At 71.9% G+C, this 18,672-nt stretch carries 16 protein-coding genes; 11 read left to right on the top strand and 5 right to left on the bottom strand.

All coding sequences use genetic code 11. From position 1 onward, the window contains the following. Entirely contained in the window at nt 1-1,218 is a 1,218-nt protein-coding gene (locus ACFYT4_RS16095; protein ID WP_389268761.1) for an acyl-CoA dehydrogenase family protein, read from the top strand. An 81-nt stretch (nt 1,219-1,299) separates the two neighbouring features. On the opposite strand, the gene ACFYT4_RS16090 is transcribed toward ACFYT4_RS16095, so the two are convergent. After that, on the bottom strand, nt 1,300-2,829 hold the full coding sequence (locus ACFYT4_RS16090; protein WP_389268759.1) for an APC family permease: 1,530 nt from the start codon (nt 2,827-2,829) through the stop codon (nt 1,300-1,302). Nucleotides 2,830-3,164: 335 nt separating this feature from the next. Here ACFYT4_RS16090 and ACFYT4_RS16085 point away from each other — a divergent pair, with 335 nt between their 5' ends. From ACFYT4_RS16085 to ACFYT4_RS16040, 10 genes are all read left to right on the top strand, one after another. Then, nucleotides 3,165-3,911, top strand: a complete 747-nt coding sequence (locus ACFYT4_RS16085; protein WP_389268757.1) for a FadR/GntR family transcriptional regulator — start codon at nt 3,165-3,167, stop codon at nt 3,909-3,911. A 15-nt stretch (nt 3,912-3,926) separates the two neighbouring features. Continuing rightward, nucleotides 3,927-4,682, top strand: a complete 756-nt coding sequence (locus tag ACFYT4_RS16080) for a cache domain-containing protein (RefSeq protein ID WP_389268755.1) — start codon at nt 3,927-3,929, stop codon at nt 4,680-4,682. A gap of 282 nt (nt 4,683-4,964) precedes the next feature. Continuing rightward, nucleotides 4,965-6,170, top strand: a complete 1,206-nt coding sequence (locus tag ACFYT4_RS16075; protein WP_389268753.1) for a cytochrome P450 — start codon at nt 4,965-4,967, stop codon at nt 6,168-6,170. A 36-nt stretch (nt 6,171-6,206) separates the two neighbouring features. Continuing rightward, entirely contained in the window at nt 6,207-6,395 is a 189-nt protein-coding gene (locus ACFYT4_RS16070) for a ferredoxin (RefSeq protein WP_389268751.1), read from the top strand. 12 nt (nt 6,396-6,407) lie between these two features. Then, complete coding sequence (locus ACFYT4_RS16065; RefSeq protein ID WP_389268749.1) at nt 6,408-7,628, top strand: NAD(P)/FAD-dependent oxidoreductase; 1,221 nt, start codon at nt 6,408-6,410, stop codon at nt 7,626-7,628. 89 nt (nt 7,629-7,717) lie between these two features. Further along, complete coding sequence (locus tag ACFYT4_RS16060; protein ID WP_389268747.1) at nt 7,718-9,115, top strand: glutamine synthetase family protein; 1,398 nt, start codon at nt 7,718-7,720, stop codon at nt 9,113-9,115. Next, the gene (locus ACFYT4_RS16055) at nt 9,112-9,864 is read left to right on the top strand and encodes an ABC transporter substrate-binding protein (protein WP_389268745.1); all 753 of its coding nucleotides are present in this window, start codon (nt 9,112-9,114) and stop codon (nt 9,862-9,864) included. The genes ACFYT4_RS16060 and ACFYT4_RS16055 overlap by 4 nt, the downstream gene beginning before the upstream one ends. Beyond that, nucleotides 9,861-10,589: a gamma-glutamyl-gamma-aminobutyrate hydrolase family protein gene (locus ACFYT4_RS16050; RefSeq protein ID WP_389268743.1), complete on the top strand. Its 729-nt coding sequence runs from the start codon at nt 9,861-9,863 to the stop codon at nt 10,587-10,589. Before ACFYT4_RS16055 ends, ACFYT4_RS16050 begins: the two co-directional genes overlap by 4 nt. Beyond that, the gene (locus tag ACFYT4_RS16045; RefSeq protein ID WP_389268741.1) at nt 10,586-12,103 is read left to right on the top strand and encodes an aldehyde dehydrogenase; all 1,518 of its coding nucleotides are present in this window, start codon (nt 10,586-10,588) and stop codon (nt 12,101-12,103) included. The genes ACFYT4_RS16050 and ACFYT4_RS16045 overlap by 4 nt, the downstream gene beginning before the upstream one ends. A gap of 732 nt (nt 12,104-12,835) precedes the next feature. Then, nucleotides 12,836-14,143, top strand: coding sequence for a DUF2254 domain-containing protein (locus ACFYT4_RS16040; RefSeq protein WP_389268739.1), 1,308 nt, complete (start codon nt 12,836-12,838; stop codon nt 14,141-14,143). A 24-nt stretch (nt 14,144-14,167) separates the two neighbouring features. Here ACFYT4_RS16040 and ACFYT4_RS16035 read toward each other — a convergent pair whose 3' ends face one another. The 4 genes from ACFYT4_RS16035 to eboE all read right to left on the bottom strand — a co-directional run bounded on the left by ACFYT4_RS16035 (nt 14,168) and on the right by eboE (nt 18,671). Then, complete coding sequence (locus tag ACFYT4_RS16035; protein ID WP_389268737.1) at nt 14,168-14,680, bottom strand: hypothetical protein; 513 nt, start codon at nt 14,678-14,680, stop codon at nt 14,168-14,170. A gap of 225 nt (nt 14,681-14,905) precedes the next feature. Beyond that, complete coding sequence (locus tag ACFYT4_RS16030) at nt 14,906-16,075, bottom strand: sugar phosphate isomerase/epimerase family protein (RefSeq protein WP_389268736.1); 1,170 nt, start codon at nt 16,073-16,075, stop codon at nt 14,906-14,908. Further along, entirely contained in the window at nt 16,072-17,505 is a 1,434-nt protein-coding gene (locus ACFYT4_RS16025; RefSeq protein ID WP_389268734.1) for an alkaline phosphatase family protein, read from the bottom strand. Before ACFYT4_RS16025 ends, ACFYT4_RS16030 begins: the two co-directional genes overlap by 4 nt. Next, entirely contained in the window at nt 17,502-18,671 is a 1,170-nt protein-coding gene (gene eboE, locus ACFYT4_RS16020; RefSeq protein WP_389268732.1) for a metabolite traffic protein EboE, read from the bottom strand. Before eboE ends, ACFYT4_RS16025 begins: the two co-directional genes overlap by 4 nt. Nucleotide 18,672: the final 1 nt, after the last annotated feature.

Raw genomic sequence — 18,672 nt, 5'->3', positions numbered from 1 at the left:
ATGTCCACCACATCCGGCAAGGCCACCGGCACGGCCCGTACCAGGACCGACCCGCTCGACCTGGCGGGCATCGACGACATGCTCAGCCCCGAGGAGAAGGCGGTCCGGGCAGCGGTCCGGCAGGTCTGCGACTCGGCCGTCGACCCTCATGTCGCCGAGTGGTTCGAGAACGGCGAGCTCCCCGCCATCCGCGAACTCGCCAGGGAACTCGGCGGTCTCGGTCTCCTCGGCATGCATCTGGAGGGCTACGGCTGCGCGGGTATGAGCGCGGTCGACTACGGTCTGGCCTGTCTGGAGCTGGAGGCCAGCGACTCCGGTATCCGCTCCCTGGTCAGCGTCCAGGGGTCGCTGGCGATGTACGCGATCTGGAAGCACGGCAGCGAGGAGCAGAAGCAGCGGTGGCTGCCTCCGATGGCCGCCGGTGAGGCCATCGGGTGCTTCGGTCTGACCGAGCCCGACCACGGCTCCGACCCGGCCGGGATGCGGACGCGGGCCCGTCGTGACGGCGGCGACTGGGTCATCGACGGGCGCAAGATGTGGATCACCAACGGGTCCGTCGCCGATGTCGCCGTCGTGTGGGCCCGTACCGAGGACGAGGACGGCGGGGTGCGCGGCTTCGTGGTGCCGACCGGCACTCCCGGGTTCTCCGCCCCGCTGATCAAGCACAAGCTCTCGCTGCGGGCGTCGGTGACCAGCGAACTCGTCCTGGACGGGGTCCGGCTGCCCGCCGACGCGGTGCTGCCCGGGGTGCGCGGGCTGCGCGGCCCGCTGTCGTGCCTCAACGAGGCGCGCTACGGCATCGTCTGGGGCGCGATGGGAGCCGCGCGCAGCTCGCTGGCGGCGGCACTGGAGTACGCCGGGCAGCGTTCGCAGTTCGGCAAGCCGATCGCGGGCTTCCAGCTGACGCAGGAGAAGCTGGCGCACATGGCCGTGGAGCTGACGTGCGGGACCCTGCTGGCCCTGCATCTGGGCCGTCGCAAGGACAGTACGGGACTGCGGCCCGAGCAGGTCAGCATCGGCAAGCTCAACAATGTGAACAAGGCCCTGGACATCTGCCGCACCGCGCGCACGGTCCTGGGCGCCAACGGGATCTCGCTGGAGTACCCGGTGATCCGGCACATGACCAATCTGGAGTCGGTGCTGACGTACGAGGGCACCCCGGAGATGCACAAGCTCGTCATCGGCCAGGCGATGACGGGGCTGCCCGCCTTCCGCTGAGGCGGCGGCAGGGGAACACCGGGTGGGCCCGGCGCGGTATTCGCGCCGGGCCCACCCGGTGTTCCCCCGAAGGCTCCGCCGTCAGACGTCGGCGGGCTCCCGCTCGCCTGTGCCGCCGGTGTCCGCGGAGACGGGCGCCCGCCGGGGGATGGCGTCGTCGTACGGGGCGTCGCTGCGGCCGTGGGAGCGGTGGACGGCCATGTAGACGAGTCCCGTGACGACGACGACCGCACCGGAGAGCAGCACGATGTAGTTGTCGTACCAGGGCGCCTCCGGCGTGCGGGGCCAGACCATGGTGACGATGGCCACGAGGCCGTAGACCAGGGCCGCGGCATTGACGGGCAGGCCCCACTTGCCGAGGGTGTAGGCGCCGGAGGGCTTCCAGCCCTTGAGCCGTGCGCGCAGCGCGGCGAGCACCACCATCTGGAAACCGAGGTAGATGCCGAGCGAGGCAAAGCTGATGATCTTCGTCAGGGAGTCCTCGGAGAATTTCGCGCCCAGGACGATCACGGCCGGGACGGCCCCGGCGATCAGCAGGGAGTACGGCGGGATGCGCCGGGTCGCGGAGAACTTCCGCAGCAGCCGGCTCCCCACGATCATCTCGTCGCGGCCGTAGCTGTAGGCGAGCCGGCTGGCGGCGGCCTGGAGGCTCATGGCGCAGGAGACGAAGGACAGCAGGACGATGCCCAGGATGACCTTGGTCCCGGCAGTGCCGAAGACGGCCTCCAGCACCCCGGAGACGGGGTCGGTGTTCTCGCCGGAGACGACGGCGGGGATGTCGGCCACGGACAGGACGAGCGCCACGGCGACGAAGGTGGCCGCCGCGCCGCCGACGTAGATGGTCCGGCGCATCGCCTTGGGGATCATCCGGCCGGGGTTCCGTACCTCCTCGGCGACGTCACCGCACGCCTCGAAGCCGTAGTAGTTGTAGATGCCGACCAGGGACGCGGCGGCGAAGGCCCAGAGGTAGGCGCTGCCGTCGCCGGCGCCGAAGCTGTCGAACAGGATGCCGAGGTTGTGGTGACGTTCCGTCAGCAGCAGCCAGACGCCCACCGCCACGGCCCCCAGCAGCTCGGCGGCGAAGCCGATGATGGCGGCGGTGGCCAGCACCCGGGTGCCGAGGTAGTTGATGACCGTCGCGAGGGTCAGGATCGCCAGGGAGCAGAGGATGACGGTGTTGACCGAGGTGTCGAAGCCGAACATGGCGGCGAGGTACGGCCCCGCGCCCGACACCACGCCCGCGATGGTGGTGAAGAGGGCGATCAGATAGATCCAGCCGGTCATCCAGGCGTACCTACGGCCCCACAGACGGCGCGCCCAGGGGTAGACGCCGCCCGCGACGGGGAACTGGGCCACGACCTCGCTGAAGACCATGGCGACCATCAGCTGTCCGGCGCCCGCGATGACCAGGGACCAGATCATCGGCGGGCCCGCCGCGGCCAGGCCGACGGCGAACATGGTGTAGATGGCGACCACGGGGGACAGATAGGTGAACCCGAGCGAGAAGTTCGCCCAGGCACTCATGTCCCGCTTGAACTCGGAGGCGTACCCGAGCGAGGCGAGGTGCTCGTCGTCGCTGCCGTGATGCCCCGTGGGAAGGGTGGGACTCATGGAGACTCCCGTTGATTCGTACCGGAAAGGGAAGGTGACCGGAAGGGGAGGGGAAGGCGCGGTGGGGGAACGCGGGTGTACTGCTGTGTGCGGAGCGGCCGGCGCCGGCTCCGGAGCACCCAGCGGGATGCGTCGTCGGCCCGTGAGCGGGGCCGGAAGTGCGTGGCCCGTAGGATGCTCCGTGATGCGTGGGCGAAAAACTACAAGCCCATGTCTTATTGCACAAGAGCCTTCACTGTTACACGCTGGTGTCGGCGTTCCGGGCGCCGGACCAGTGGTGGCCCGGGGCGGGGCGACCGGACCGTGGGGCCGGAGGTCATGGACGAGGAGAGCGGATGACCACGAGCGGCGCACCGGTGATGCGCGCCCTGCTCATCTCCCCCCTGAACGCGGGGGGCCGTGCGGAGGAGGTCGTGGAGCGCATCAGCAGGGCCATCCTGCTGGGCCTCGTCGTGGACGGTGAGCAACTGCCCACCGAGGTGGAGTTCGCGGGCCAGCTCGGCGTCTCCCCCATGACCCTGCGCGAGGCGCTGGCGATCCTGCGGGAGCAGGGCCTGGTCGCGACGCGCCGGGGCCGCAACGGCGGCACCTTCGTACAGCGGCCGGACAGTCCGCCGCCGGGTCCGCTGAAGGAACGGCTCGCGTCCACCACCGTCTCCCGGCTGCGCGACGCGGCCGACGAGCAGTTCGCCGTCTCGGGCGCCTCCGCGCTCCTCGCCGCCGAACGCGCCTCGGCGGCCAGTGTGCGGCGGCTGCTGCACCTGGTCGAGCAGCTCGCGTCGGCCGACGAGTACGGTGCCCGCATAAGGGCGGACAGCCGCTTCCACATCGAGGTGGCGATGGCCTCGCAGTCCGAGCGGCTGACCCGTCTGGAGGTGAACCTCCAGGCGGAACTGACGGCCCTGCTGTGGCTGCCCGTCGAGCCCCAGACGGTGCTGGAGGAGACGGTCGCCGAGCACCACGCCATCGCCACGGCCATCGCCGAGGAGGACGGAGAGCGTGCTCGCGCCCTGGCCGAGCGCCATGTCCAGCGCAATCTGCGCCGATTGATCGAGTTGCATCTTGTGGTGGCGGAACGATGACTGTGGAGGCGTCCGATGTACCCCGAGAACACCGCGCCCGAGGGCGGGACGGCAGAGGTGGGTAAGGAGCTGGAGACCCTGCTGGAGCAGGTCAGGGGCCTGCTCACGGAGGTCTTCGACCGGCTGGGGACGATCGCCGACGAGGTGGTGGCCCGGCGCAGGTCCGCGCTCGCCGACAAGGGCGCCTTCTCCGTGCGCGATGCGGCGGGCGTCAAGTCGGCGCTCGTCCGGCAGCTCGCCGAGCAGCCCGGCGCGGACGGATTCGGGTTCTTCACCGCGCCCGGTGTGCTGCGGGACCGCGACCGGCACTTCGAATGGTGGCAGCGCGGCGGAGCGGGAGTCGTCCGGCTCCAGCTGAACATGGACCCCACCAGCGTGGACGTGTACGACTACTTCGAGATGGAGTGGTTCACCGCCGGGCGTGACCGCGGGCGGCGCTCGGTCTTCGGTCCGTACGTGGACTACTACGGCGCCGACCGGTACGTCATCACCCTCACCGCCCCCGTCACCGACGAGGTCTTCGTCGGCGTGGCCGGGGCCGATCTGCGGGTCGCCGAGTTCGAGCCGCTGCTGCTCGGGGCGCTGCGCGAGACCGGGCACGACGCGGTGCTCGTGGGGCCCGAGCGGCGGGTGATCGCCGCGAACACCTCGCGCTGGCTGGTGGGTTCCCGGCTGCCGCGGGTGCCGCGGGCAAGCGAGGGCGGGTTCGTCGCGGTCGGGGAGGTCGGACTGGACAGCGACTGGGTACTGGCGCTGGCACCCCGCGCGTAGCCCGTCCGCTCGCGGAACGGGGCGCCCGGCCCGCCGAAGCACGGGACGCGCCGGAGCGCGGGGCCCGCCACAAGCGGGTCAGGACGGGGAACGGCGGGACGAGGGACCGTACGGCCGACGGGGCCGTACGGTCCCTCGTCGTTTTCCGCCCCCGTACCGGGCTCGGGTGAACCGCACCCGGCCGGCACGGAAACAACTTCGGCGGACCTATTGACTTACAAACTCTAGGTTTAGAGTATTTGCCTCACCACTGCTCGCCGCGAGAAGTTGGAGAGTCCCACGATGACGGGCACCGCAACGACCGACGCCGCCCCCTACTTCGACGTCGCCGACCCGGGTTTCTCGATCACCTCTGCCGCCGTGCACGAGGCGCGCGAGAGCGGCTGGTACGCCCGGACCAACTACGGCCTGGCGATCCTGCGCTACGACGAGGTCGGCAGACTGCTCAAGCACCCCCGGCTCCGCCAGGGCAGCGTGGCCTGGCCCGCGCACAACGGCGTGACCGAGGGCCCGTTCGCCGACTGGTGGGCCAGCTGGGTGCTCAACAAGGAGGGCGAGGAGCACCACCGGCTGCGCCGGCTGATGAACCCGGCCTTCTCCCCCAAGCTCATCGGCTCCCTCGTACCCCGGTTCCAGGCGCTCGCCGACGAGCTGATCGACGGTTTCGCCGAGGCCGGCCGGTGCGAGTTCGTCTCGGAGTTCGCCGAGCCCTACGCAGCGCGCGTGATCGCCGTCATGCTCGGCATCCCCGAGTCCCAGTGGCCGGTCATCGCCCGCGAGTCGACGACGCTCGGACTGGCGATGGGCGTGACCGTCCGCCAGGACCTCGGCCGGATCGAGGAGGCCCTGGCCGCGCTCTACGCGTACGCCGACGAGCTGATCGCCGACCGCCGCCGCCACGAGCGCGACGACTTCGTCTCCCGCCTGGTGAGCGCCAGCCGCGACACCGACAAGCTCAGCGACGCCGAACTGCGCGACGGCCTGCTGCTGCTGATCTTCGGCGGCTTCGACACCACCCGCAACCAGCTGGGGCTGGCCATGCAGTCCTTCGTCCGCCACCCCGGCCAGTGGCGGCTGCTCGCCGAGCGGCCCGACCTCGGCACCAGGGCGGTCGAGGAGGTCATGCGGGTCAACCCGACCGTCCGCTGGGTGACCCGCGAGGCCGTCGAGGACTTCACCTTCCAGGGCCTGGACATCGAGGCCGGCACCACCGTCCATCTGTGGAGCGAGTCGGCCGGCACCGACCCCCGTGTGTTCAGCGAGCGCTCCTTCGACATCACCGCCGAGCGCAAGCCGCACTTCGGTTTCGGCGGCGGCGCCCACCACTGCCTCGGCCACTTCGTCGCCCGCAGCGACATGAGCGAGGCCCTGCCGCTGCTGGCCCGGCGCATGCGCGACCCCCGGATCGGCGAGGGCGCCGAGTGGCTCCCCGACTCGGGCAACACCGGCCCCGTCCGGCTCCCCCTCACCTTCACCCCCGCCTCCTGAACAGGGAGCGGGCGCACCAGAGCGAGAGGAATCCCCATGAAGGTCACCGTCGACATGGCCCTGTGCCAGGACCACGGCCAGTGCGCCATCGCCTCGCCCGCCGTCTTCCGCATCAACGACGAGGGCAAGCTGGAGTACGAGAGCGAGCCCGACGACCCGCTGCGCGACGAGGTCGAGGAAGCCGCCGACGTCTGTCCCGTCCAGGCCATCCTCGTCCAGGACTGACGGAGAACGCCCATGACCGCACACGTCGCCGTCGTCGGAGCGTCACTCGCGGGCCTGCGGGCCGCCGAGCAGCTGCGGGCGGCCGGTCACACGGGACCCGTCACGGTCTTCGGCGCCGAGCCCCATCTCCCGTACAACCGGCCCCCCTTGTCCAAGGAGCTGCTGTACGCGCCGGGCGCGGCCACCCCCGCCGAACTGCACACCAAGGTGGCCTTCCGCCGCCGGGCGTCGGTCGCCGACGTCACCTTCCGGCTCGGTCTGCCCGTCGTGGCGGCCGATCCCCGGGGCGGGCGGCTGTCGCTGGGGGACGGTTCCTCCGTGGCCTTCGACGCGCTCGTCGCCGCCACCGGGCTGCGGCCCCGGCGCCTGGAACTCCCCGGCCCGCTCGCCGGCCGCCATGTTCTGCGCACCCTCGACGACTGTGTCGCGCTGCGCGGCGCCCTGCGGCCGGAAGCAGCGGTCGTCGTGCTCGGCGCCGGCTTCATCGGCTGCGAGGTCGCGGCGACCGCGCGCCGGCTGGGCTGCCGGGTCACCGTCGTGGAACCCTGCGGCGGGCCGATGCAGCGCGTCCTGGGCACGCGGCTGTCCGAGGGGGTCCGGCGCCACCACGAGGCCGCCGGGGTGGAGTTCGTCATCGGACGGTCCGCCGCCCGCTTCCTCGGCGACGGCTCCGTCACCGGGGTGGCCCTCGACGACGGGAGCACGCTCGCCGCCGACGCCGTCGTCGAGGCGGTCGGCTCGGTGCCCAACACCGAGTGGCTGGCGGGGAACGACTTCCTCGATCTGAGCGACGGCGTCCTGTGCGACAACCGGCTCATGGCACGGGGTGCCGAACGCCTCGTCGCCGTCGGCGACATCGCCCGCTTCCCCAACCCCCTCTTCGACGACGTGCCCCGCCGCGTCGAGCACTGGTCCATCCCCACCGACACCGCCAAGCGGGCCGCCGCCACCCTCATCGCGGCCCTCACCGGGGCCGAGTCGGGCCCGGACCCGTTCGCCCCGGTTCCGTCCTTCTGGAGCGACCAGGCGGATCTGCGGTTCCAGAGCTTCGGCTCACCCGCCCTCGCCGACGAGGTACGGGTGGTGGAAGGCGACCCCGGCCGTCCGGCGGACGGCGTCCTGGCCACCTGCCACCGGCACTCGGCCCACGTCGGAACCGTCGCGATCAATCTCCCGCCCGCCCGTCAGCGCGAACTGCGCGGGGCCTTCGCCACCCTCCCCGCGGCCGTCTGACCGCCGGGAACCCCTCCGCGCCACCGTTGCCGGCAACCACCCCGCGACACCGTTCCTCCCGTCTGCCGCGAGACCACTGCGAGGTACCCATGACCATCACGTCCCCGAGCACCACCACCGCCCTGGACCGGCACCGCGAACGCAATGCCGACCAGGACGCGGTCGACGCCGTACAGAAGCGCATCGCCGACGCGGGCGTCGAGTACGTCTACTACCAGTCGGTGACCGTCAACGGCCGCGTCATCGGCAAGGTGGTGCCCGCCGTGCACCTGCTCCGCAACCTGGAGAAGGGCGTACAGATGCACCGCACGGTGCTGGCCGACTTCCAGGTCGACCGCGCCGGCAATCTCCTCGGCGGCGGCACCCAGGCAGCCGAGTTCACCGCCGTCCCCGACCTCGACACCTTCGCCGTACTGCCCTGGGACACCGGCGTGGGCCGGTTCTTCTGCCGCCTCTACGAGCCCGAGCACCGCGCGGAGATCGGCGGAAGGCCGCTCGCCACCGACGTACGCGGCAATCTCATCCGGCTCCACGCGGAGTTCACCGCCCGCACCGGCCTCGAACTGCGCTCCGGCTGTGAACCGGAGATGACCTGGACCGGCCCGGGGCTGGAGGTGCGCCACCGCCCCGACGACAGCCCGGCCTACCGGGTGGACCTCCTGGAGCGCAGCCGCCCGATCTACCAGAAGGTGATGACCTACGCCAGGGCACTCGGCTTCGACATGATCGAGGGCGACTACGAGGACCCGGGCCAGATCGAGCTGAACTGGATGTACGACCACGCCGACCTGACCGCCGACCGGCTCGTCACCTATCGGCAGATCTGCCGCCAGGTGGCCCGTGAGCTGGGTGTCACCGCCAGTTTCATGCCCAAACCGGCCACCGGCGCGATGGGCAACGGCTGCCATCACAACCTCAGCCTGTGGCGCGGCGGGGAGAACGTCCTGGCCGAGCCCGGCCGCCGGGACCTGCATCTGACCGAGACCGGCCGCCACGCGCTGGGCGGCATCCTGTCCCATGCCGCGGGCGCCATGGCCGTCATGGGGCCGACCGTCAACTCCTACAAGCGGTACTGGGACTCGGGCCAGTTCGCCCCCTCGCGGATCAACTGGGGCATGGACAACAAGACCTGCACGGTGCGCCTGTCCGCCAACGGACGGCTGGAGTTCAAACTCCCCGACGCCATGGTCAACCCCTACCTCTCGCACGCCGTCCTGATCGCCGCGATCTCCGACGGCCTGGACAACCGGATCGACCCGGGCCCGCCGCAGCAGGGCTCCAGCTACGGCGCCGGGTCCCGGTTCACGGCGCTCCCGCTGACCCTGGGCGAGGCCCTGACCGCCTTCGCCGGCGACACCGTGGTCCAGCGGGCGCTGAGCGAGGAGACCGCCGACCTCTACCACGCCTACAAGTCGGACGAGTGGGCCCGCTTCTGCGGGGCCGTCACCGACTGGGAGCACATGATGTACTCGGAGGACACCCCGTGATCACACCACTGCGTCTCGCCTGCATCGACTCGGACGCCCCGCCCCTGTTCCTCCTGGACGACCCCGTCAAGGGACGGCTCGGCTACGAACCGGCCGTCGGCGAACTCCTCGCCGCGGAGCTGGGCCGCCCCCTGGAGTGGGTCTTTCTGCCCTGGTCCCAGATGCTTCCCGCCGTCCGGCGCGGCGACGCCGACGGGGTGCTGTGCGGCCAGGGCGTCACCGAGTCACGGCTGCGCGAGGTCGACTTCACCCGGCCCTACGCGGTGTTCCACGAGTCGGTGCTCGTACGCCGGGGCGATCCGGTGCGCACCCCGGCCGATCTGCGGGGCCGCCGGGTCGCGGCCATCGCGGGCAGCACCAACATGGCCCTGGCCGAGACGTTCGGCGGCGCGGTGACGGTCGCCTTCGGCGGTGACACCCACGATGTGTTCGGCGACATGCTCGCGGCGCTCAGATCCGGCGAGGTGGACGCGGTCGTCGACGACGACGTGGTGTTCGTACCGCTCGGCGAGCACCCGGACTTCGAGCAGGCCTTCACCGTACGGACGGGAAACCACTGGGCCGTGGGCGTCGCCAAGGACCGCCCGGGCGACCTCGCGGCGCTGGACGGCGCGCTCGCCCGGATCATCGCCGACGGCAGGCTGGAGCGCGCGTGGGCCGAGTGGCTCCCGGGCCTGGAGTACCCCTTCGCGGGTCAGGGCGCCGGGCCGGGCCCGTCCCCGGGCGCGGTCGCGCGGGGCCCGGCGTGAGGCCCCGTATCGCCGTGATCGGCCGCCGTGCCGTCTCCGTCTCCGGCCTGCGGTTCAGCGCCACCGTCGCCGCCGAGGCCATCGGTGACGCCGTCTTCGGCGCCGGCGGGGAGCCGCTGGTCCTGCACGGCGGGCAGCGTGACCGGCTGGCCGAACTGCCCGCGCGGCTGGCCGGGTTCGACGGTGTCCTGCTGCCCGGCGGCTCCGATCTCCATCCCTCGCGCTACGGGCAGGCCCCGCACCCGCGGACCGAGCCGGACCACGACGAGCAGGACGAACTCGACCTCGCCGTCGCCCGCGCCGTCATCGCCCTCGGAATCCCCGCGCTGGCCGTCTGCCGGGGCATGCAGGTGCTCAACACCGTCTGCGGCGGCACCCTGGTCCAGCATCTGGCGGACGGCCCGGTGCCCCATCTGGACGCACTGCACGAGGTCACGGTGGAACCGGGCTCCCGTCTGGCGTCCGTGGTCGGGGACAGCGCGTTCAAGGTCTCCTCCTACCACCACCAGGCCCTCGGCCGGCTCGGTGACGGGCTGCGGGTGGTGGCGCGGGCGGCGGACGGCTGCGTCGAGGCGGTGGAGCACACCGAGGCGGACGTACTCGCCGTCCAGTGGCACCCGGAGGACCTGTTCGACCACTCCGGCCAGGACGCCGCTCTCTTCCGCGATCTGACCGATCGTGCCGCCGCACGGCGTGCCGCGACCCGAAAGGAACGCCCAGCATGACCAAGCCCACCGAAAGCCGGGCCCTGGCCGTCCGCGCGGAGCTGGAGCAGCGCTTCGCCGGGCTCGCCCTGCCCACCCGGCCGTACATCGACGGGCGGTGGACCGACCCCGCCGCCGGGGGCACGTTCGACCGGATCTCCCCGCGCGACGGGCGCCTGATCGCCCGCGTCGGCGCGGGGGACGCGGAGGACGTCGACCGTGCGGTGAGAGGTGCCCGGCGCGCCTTCGACAGCGGTGTCTGGTCACGGCTCCCGCCCCGGCGACGGCGCCTGGTGCTCCAGCGGCTGGCCCGGCTGGTCGAGGAACACGCCGAGGAACTGGCCCTCGTCGAGTCCGTCGACATGGGAAAGCCCTACACCGACGCGCTCGCCGTCGATCTGCGGGTGACGATCCAGTCGCTGGACTTCTACGCGGAGGCGGTGGACAAGCACTACGACGAGGTGGCGCCCACCGGCCCGGACACCCTCGCCACCATCACCCGGGAGCCGCTGGGGGTGGTCGGCGCGGTCGTGCCGTGGAACTTCCCGCTGATGATGGCCGCCTGGAAGATCGCGCCCGCGCTGGCCGTGGGCAACTCCGTCGTCCTCAAGCCGGCCGAACAGTCCCCGCTGACGGCCCTGCGGTTCGCGGAACTGGCCACCGAGGCGGGCGTCCCCGACGGCGTCCTCAATGTGGTGCCCGGCCTCGGACCGACCGCGGGAGCGGCTCTCGGCCGCCACCCCGGCGTCGACGCCATCGCCTTCACCGGCTCGGGCGAGGTCGGCCGGGAGTTCCTGCGCTACGCGGCCGACTCCAACCTCAAGGAGGTCTCGCTCGAACTGGGCGGCAAGTCCCCGCAGATCGTCATGGCCGACGCACCCGACCTGGCGGTGGTCGCCCGCGCGGTCGCGAGCGGCGTCTTCTTCAACCAGGGGGAGGCGTGCTCGGCCGGGTCGCGGCTCCTGGTCCACCGGGACATCGAGGAGGAACTGCTGGAACGGGTCCTCGCGGAGAGCCGCCGGCTCGTGGTGGGCGATCCGCTCGACCCGCGCACCGACATCGGCGCGCTGGTGGAGGAACGGCATCTGGAACGCGTCCTCGGGTATGTGCGCGGCGCGGCCGACGACGGTGCGCGGCTCGTCCTGGGCGGCGACCGGGTCCTCGCGGAAACCGGCGGCTACTACGTCGAGCCGACCGTCTTCGACCGGGTCGACCCGCGGTCGCGGATCGCCCGCGAGGAGGTCTTCGGACCGGTGCTCTCGGTCTTCTCCTTCGAGAACGCCGAGGAGGCGGTGCGCCTGGCCAACGACACCGACTACGGTCTGGCGGCCGCGGTGTGGTCGAAGGACCTGTCCACCGCGCACCGGCTCGCCCGGTCGGTCCGCGCCGGCACCGTATGGGTCAACTGCTTCGACGACAGCGACATCACCGTCCCGTTCGGGGGCTACGCGCAGTCCGGGTTCGGAGGCCGCGACAAGTCCCTGCACGCGCTGGAGAAGTACACCCAGCTGAAGTCCACCTGGATCCGGCTGTGAGCGCGCCGGTGCGGGTGCCCGTCGTACGGCGGTCCGAGGTGGAGCCACCGGGCGGCGCGCCCCCGGGCGGGCGTCCGCGGATCGCGGTGGCCGTGTCGCTGAACTTCCCCGGGATGACCGAGCCGGTGGCCGGCCTCGTACGGCGGTTCACCCGATGGTGCTCGGGGGGTGGGCCGTGGGGGCGGGCGGTCGGGGGGCCGTGGGACCGCACTCCGGACAGTGACCGACGCGCTGTATTTTTTGTGGCTCGGTTCTCCCCCCAGACTCCGTCCGGGGGGACCCCCACCGGGGGGCCTTCAGTGTGTGTCGACGGTCGATCGTGCTCGACCGCTCGTACCTCGCGGCCTCCGCGCGTTCTCCCTTTCGACACCCACGGCCCCCTTCGGCTCACTCACCAGGCACAAGGCGTGAGGGGACGGTGCAGGCGACCACAACCGGTGGGGACAGGCAGGGTCGACACCCACGGCCCCCTTCAGCTCACTCACCAGGCCCAAGGCGTGAGCGGGCGGTGCAGGCGACCACAACCGGTGGGGACAGGCAGGGTCGACACCCACGCCCCCTTCGGCTCACTCACCAAGCACAAGGCGTGAGGGGAGGGCGGAGGCGGCCAGAACCGGTGGGGACAGGCGGGTTCTCCCCCTTCGGCTCAGGGGGTGGGCGGCGACACGCCGTGGGAACACACGTACAGCGGGTATGCGTACGAACACATCAGGTGACGCTACCGTCGCATGCGTGACCGCTCGTACGCCTCCTCGCCCCCGCCCCCTGTCGCCCCTGCGTGAGCATCTGCGCGACACCTTGTGGTTCGCCCCCACGGTGGGGCTCGCCTGTGCCGTGCTGCTGTGGTGGGGGGCTTCGGCGGTGGATGCCCGGCTCGTCGAGTACCTCCGGGAGGAACGGGCGTACGAGGAACTCGGTCGGCTGGTCTCGTTCACCGAGGACGCCAAGACGATCGTGACGACGATCAGTTCGGCGATGATGACCTTCATCGGTGTCGTCTTCAGCATCTCGCTGGTCGCGGTGCAGATGGCCAGTGGACAGCTCACGCCCCGGGTGGTGCGGATCTTCGTCCGGAGCAGGATCAGCAAGCTCACGCTGACGGTGTTCCTGGCGACGTTCCTCTTCTCCCTGCTGGTGCTCACCTCGTACGAGAGCGTCACCGATCCCCGGCGGGTGACCTCGGTGCCGCTGCTGCAGAGCCTGATGACGATGGCCTTGCTCGGGCTGAGCCTGCTGCTGTTCATCGCGTATGTGTCCTCCACACTGCGGCTGATGCAGGTGGGGCCGGTGGTGGACCGGATCGCCCACGATGCCGTACGGATGCTGGCGCGGGAGCCGGGCGGGGGCGGGGAGGCGCCGGAGCTGCCGGGTGAGGTGGCGCGGCTCGCCCACCGGGGGCGGGCCGGGGTGCTGAAGGATGTGCATGTCGCGCGGCTGGCGCGGGTCGCCCGGCGGCACGGTGTGGTGCTGCGGCTCATTCCCCGGATCGGGGACTTCGTGGTGCCGGGGACGCCGGTGCTGGCCGTGCACGGTCGTGAGGAGGCGCCGATCGTACGGGTCCCCCGGTTCACCATGTCGGTGGGCACCGAGCGGACCTTCCACCAGGATCAGGGGCTCGGGCTGCGGCAGCTGTCGGACATCGCCATACGGGCGCTGTCGCCCGCGGTGAACGATCCGACGACCGCGGTGCAGTGTCTCGACCGGATCGTGCAGTTGCTGTCGGTCATGGCGGACAGGCCGCTGGGGGCGGTCCACCACCGGGACGGCGGCGGGGTGCTCCGGCTGGTGCAGCCCGTGCCGACCTGGACGGATCTGGTGGATCTGGGGCTGGCCGAGATCCGGGGGGCCGCGGCCCCGGCACCGCAGGTCACCCGGCGGCTGATGGCCGCGATCGACGATCTGCTGCTGCTCGTTCCGCCGGGGCGCCGGGAGCCATTGGAGCGGCACCGGACCCTGCTGGAGCGCGAGGTGGTGCGCGCCCAACCGGAGGAGGCCGAGCGGGAGTTCGCCCTCCGGCCCGACCGCCAGGGAATCGGCTGAGCGGGCCGGCAGGGGCACGGACTGTCACAGCCGGCACCGCCAGGCGCCGAGCGGGGGCGTGTGCGACACCGAAGGGCGCTCCCCCGGCGCCCTGCGCTTGGTGCCGAACGGGAAGGTGCGCGGGGAGAGGCTCTCGGCGGTCCGCGGATCGGTGACGCTCGACCGGATCTCGGACCGGACGAACTCGGCCGCCGTCTCGTTCGCGTTCTCGTCGACGAGCAGGTCGGTGTACGAGCGCAGCATCGCGCTGAGGCCCCCCGCGCTCCAGGCGGCCTCATAGGTGGCCGTGCGCTCCTCCTCGCTCACCTCCAGGGCCGACCGGGTCGGCATCTCGCAGACGGAGCCGCCCTTGGAGCGGCGCTGGGCGGCCCGGAACTCGGGATAGCCCGCCTTGTGCTCCTCGACCTCGGGACCGGACAGCGGGCGGTTCCAGGCGGGCAGGGCATAGGCCGGGGTCCGCTGGAAGACGGTCAGTTCGGCGGCCTGTTCGGCGATGACGGGGATGATCTGGACACCGGAGGACCCGGTCCCGATCACGGCGACCCGCCGGCCGGTGAAATCGGTGCGCCCGGGCCCGGCCGCGGGGCCCGGCGGCCTCCGGTCCGACGGCTGCGGCGGTGTCCCGGCGGAGATGGGCTCAACCCCCGGGACATGACTGTGCGGCCTTCCGGAGCGCTCCGGAAGGCCGCACGGTCATCAGCAGGGGCCGATCGGCCCGGCGGGGGCGGGTGCGCCGGTAAGCCGGCGCTCATCGGCGGTGCCTCAGCGCTTGCGCCGCAGCGCCGCGATGTTGTCGTAGCCGATCCGCGCGTACTCCAGCGACTGGCCGGGCACCGAGCCGCTGGGCGCGTTGTCCTGTTCGACCATCGGGTTGTGGTAGTTGCTCTCCCCGACCCGGGAGAAGAACCGCTCGTAGTCGATGTCGCCGGTACCGAAGGGCACCATGTCGTATCCCATGCCGCTGCCGGTGTTGATCACACCGTCCTTGGCGTGGAACAGCGGGTAGCGCTTGTTGTAGCGGTCGACCAGCCGCGCGGGGTCGAAGACGCTGGTGCGCTGCTGCCCGTCGTGCGCGGTGTAGGTGTGGAACTTGTACCGGGCCACGTGCGCCCAGAAGATGTCCATCTCCAGCCAGACGTTGCGCGGGTCGGTCTGCTTGAGGAAGTACTCCAGCTTGCGGATGCCGGAGCTGCGGGTCGGACGGCCCTGCGCGTCGAGCGGACCGCCGTCGAGCAGGAAGTCGTACGCGCCGTCGTGGTTGTGGGTGTAGAGCTTGATACCGGCACGGCGGGCGATGGCGCCCATCGCGTTCCAGCGTTCGGCGGCGACGTCCCATTCGGCCTTGGTGGAGCCCCAGGTGGGGTCGCCACCGGTGCCCATGTGGTCCATGCCGAGGATGTTGGCGATCTCCAGGGCCTGCTTGAAGCGGTCCAGGTCGGGGGTGCTCAGCGGCCACGAGCCGGGGATGAAGCCGTGGTTGCCCTGGGCCCGCAGACCGAAGTCGTCCAGCCAGGAGCGCAGCAGATGGGCGCCCTGGACGGTGTCGAGGTTGCCGCCGCCGGGGGCGTTGGCGTGCTGGCCGTACCCGGCGAACTCGACCTGCTTGTAGCCGTAGCGGGCGAGCTGCTTGAAGACCTCGCGGAAGCCGGACGGGAGATCGCTGGTGAGCGGGTCCCGGCCGATCGCGTCGCGGACGGTGTAGAGGATGAGGCCGCGCTTGTGGGCGGGGACCAGGGCCTTCTTGTCATGGCCGTGGCCGTGACCCTTGCCGCGGCCCTTGTCGTCCGCGAGGGCGGGCGAGGCGCCGAACACCGGGGCGGCGACGGCCGCGGCCCCGACGGCGGTGCAGGTGGTGAGGAAGCGCCGGCGGTCCACGCCGAGGGTGCGGCGCAGGGAGTCGTCGGTGCCGGGTTCGTCCTTGAACGGGGTCACGGTCTCTCTCTTTCGGCTGGGGTTTCGAGTGGTGCGGAGCCTCGGTTGAGGCCGGCGAGGTGGAGCAGCAGGGACTTCACGTCGGTGGCCGCGACACGGCCCTCGACTGCGCGGGGGGTGGAGCACAGGATGAGCGGACCTTCGTCGTCGCTCGGGGGGAGGCGGCCGTGGCTGCCCCGGATGGGTGAGGGGTCGAGGGGCACGACCGCGAGGCGGTAGCGCATGCCGAGCTTCTTGCGGGCGACCGCCTTGGCGGCCTTCAGCCGGACGTAGGGGTCCTGGGGGTCCATGAACAGCTCGACCGGGTCGTAGCCGGGCTTGCGGTGGATCTCGACGAGCTGCGCGAAGTCGGGGGCGCGGTCGTCGTCGAGCCAGTAGTAGTACGTGAACCAGGCGTCGGGCTCCGCGACCGCGACGAGTTCGCCGGAGCGCGGATGGTCGAGTCCGTGGGCCTTCTTGCCCTCGTCGTCGAGGAGTTCCTCGACGCCGTCGAGTCCGGCGAGGGCCTCCCGGGTGGCTTCGAGGTCCTCGGGCCGCTTGACGTAGACATGGGCGAGCTGGTGGTCGGCGACGGCGAAGGCGCGGGAGGCCATCGGGTCGAGGTACTCCATGCCGTCCTGGGTGTGGACCTCCAGCAGCCCGGCCCGGCGCAGGGCGCGGTTGATGTCGATGTGCCGGCTGACCCGGGTGATCCCGTACTCGGAGAGGGCGACGACCGTGCGTCCCTCCCGCCGGGCGTCCTCCAGCAGGGGGGCCATGGCGGCGTCGAGTTCGGCGGCGGCGCGGTGGGAGCGCGGGTCGTCGGGGCCGTACCGCTGGAGGTCGTAGTCGAGGTGCGGGAGGTAGCACAGCGTCAGATCGGGGTGGCGGGTGCGCATGATGTGCCGGGTCGCGTCGATGATCCACTGGCTGGAGACGAGGTCGGCGCCCGGTCCCCAGAAGTGGAAGAGGGGGAACTCGCCGAGCCGGGAGACGAGTTCGTCGTGGAGCTCCGGGGGGCGGGTGTAGCAGTCGGGCTCCTTGCGGCCGTCGGCGTAGTAGATCGGCCGGGGGGTGACGGTGAAGTCGGTGTCCGCGCCCATCGCGTACCACCAGCAGACATTGGCGACCGTGTAGCCGGGGTGGGCGCGGCGGGCCGCGTCCCACACCTTGTCGCCGGAGACCAGTCCGTTGTGCTGGCGCCACAGCAGGACGTCGCCGAGTTCGCGGAAGTACCAGCCGTTGCCGACGATGCCGTGCTCGGCGGGGAGGGTGCCGGTGAGGAACGTGGACTGGGCGGCGCAGGTCACGGCGGGCAGCACGGTGGACAGGGGCGCCTGGGAGCCGGAGCTGCCGAGGGCCTTGAGATGGGGCATGTGGTCGAGGAGCCGGGGGGTGAGACCGACGACGTCCACGACCAGGAGGGGGGTGGGGCTCGGGGTGTCCGTCATGGCAGCTCCTTGAGGCCGAGGCCGACCAGCAGATCGCGGGCGAGAGTGAGTTCGGCGGCGATGCCCTCGGCGAGCTGGGTGCGGGTGCGCGGCCGCAGCTCGGCGGGGAGGGCCTGCCAGGTGTACGTCTCGACCTCCAGGTGGCGGGTCAGAGGTACGGGGCCGCCGACGAGCCGGGTGAGGGTGTCCTGGAGGACGGGGAGGGTGGAGGTGAGCGGCGGGGCGGGCGGGGCGTGGAGGGGGACGTGGAAGTGGGAGCGCCAGGGGGACGATTCGGGCAGGACCTGGCCGAGAACGGCCTCGTCGAGGTCGTCGGTGCCCCGGAGTCCGGCCGCGGTGCGGGTACGGGTCTGGTGGAGGAAGCGGGGTTCGGCGAACGCGCCGAGGGCGGCCCGTACCTCGGGCAGATGGGGTTCGCCGGCGTGCAGGGCGGCGGACAGCTGCGCCTTGGGGATGGTGATGGAGGCGTCGGCGAGCGCGGCCAGCGCCTGCCCGGGGTCCTCGAAGGAGGTGGCGAGGTGGCAGGTGTCGATACAGACGCCGATGCGGGGGGAGCCGACGGCGGCCAGCGGTGCGATGGCGTCGGCGGTGGTCTCGACGACACAGCCGGGCTCGGGTTCGAGGGCGATCCGGATGGACTTCCCGGTGAGTTCGGCCTGTGCGTCGAGCCGTTCGGCGAGTGTGGTGAGCGCCGCGGTGGCGGTGACGGACGCGGTGGCGTCGAATCCGGTGCGCCAGGCGAGCGGCAGGGTGGAGATCGTGCCCTCGGCGACGTCGTCGGGGAGGAGGGCGGCGAGCAGCCGGGCCAGATCGGTGGTGTGGACCAGCCGCTCGGGCTCGGTCCAGTCCGGCCGGTAGACGCGGTACTTGACCTCCTCGGCGCCGAATCCCTCGTAGGGGAAGCCGTTGAGGGTGACGACCTCCAGTCCGCGGCGGTCGAGTTCGGCCTTGAGTCCGCGCAGCGCCGACGGGTCGGTGATCAGGGCGCGGGCCGCCTCCCGGGCCAGCCAGAGGCCGATGCCGAGGCGGTCGCGGCCGAGCCGCCTGCGCACGGGTTCGCAGTGGTCGCGGAGCTGGGCGAGGACCCCGTCGAGGGTCTCCGCGGGGTGGACGTTGGTGGAGTAGGAGAGGTGGACGGTGGAACCGTCGGGGTGGCGGAAGCGCATG

It is taken from the genome of Streptomyces sp. NPDC004609 (genome assembly GCF_042873655.1).
Classification (GTDB): Bacteria; Actinomycetota; Actinomycetes; order Streptomycetales; family Streptomycetaceae; genus Streptomyces.
This window is presented reverse-complemented; position numbering and strand designations above follow the sequence as displayed.

Coding starts and splice junctions, on each gene's coding strand:
- ACFYT4_RS16045 (WP_389268741.1), top strand. CDS start 10,586: ATGACCAAGCCCACCGAAAGCCGGGCCCTGGCCGTCCGCGCGGAGCTG.
- ACFYT4_RS16065 (WP_389268749.1), top strand. CDS start 6,408: ATGACCGCACACGTCGCCGTCGTCGGAGCGTCACTCGCGGGCCTGCGG.
- ACFYT4_RS16060 (WP_389268747.1), top strand. CDS start 7,718: ATGACCATCACGTCCCCGAGCACCACCACCGCCCTGGACCGGCACCGC.
- ACFYT4_RS16085 (WP_389268757.1), top strand. CDS start 3,165: ATGACCACGAGCGGCGCACCGGTGATGCGCGCCCTGCTCATCTCCCCC.
- ACFYT4_RS16075 (WP_389268753.1), top strand. CDS start 4,965: ATGACGGGCACCGCAACGACCGACGCCGCCCCCTACTTCGACGTCGCC.
- ACFYT4_RS16070 (WP_389268751.1), top strand. CDS start 6,207: ATGAAGGTCACCGTCGACATGGCCCTGTGCCAGGACCACGGCCAGTGC.
- ACFYT4_RS16095 (WP_389268761.1), top strand. CDS start 1: ATGTCCACCACATCCGGCAAGGCCACCGGCACGGCCCGTACCAGGACC.
- ACFYT4_RS16080 (WP_389268755.1), top strand. CDS start 3,927: ATGTACCCCGAGAACACCGCGCCCGAGGGCGGGACGGCAGAGGTGGGT.
- eboE (WP_389268732.1), bottom strand. CDS start 18,671: ATGCGCTTCCGCCACCCCGACGGTTCCACCGTCCACCTCTCCTACTCC.
- ACFYT4_RS16090 (WP_389268759.1), bottom strand. CDS start 2,829: ATGAGTCCCACCCTTCCCACGGGGCATCACGGCAGCGACGACGAGCAC.
- ACFYT4_RS16025 (WP_389268734.1), bottom strand. CDS start 17,505: ATGACGGACACCCCGAGCCCCACCCCCCTCCTGGTCGTGGACGTCGTC.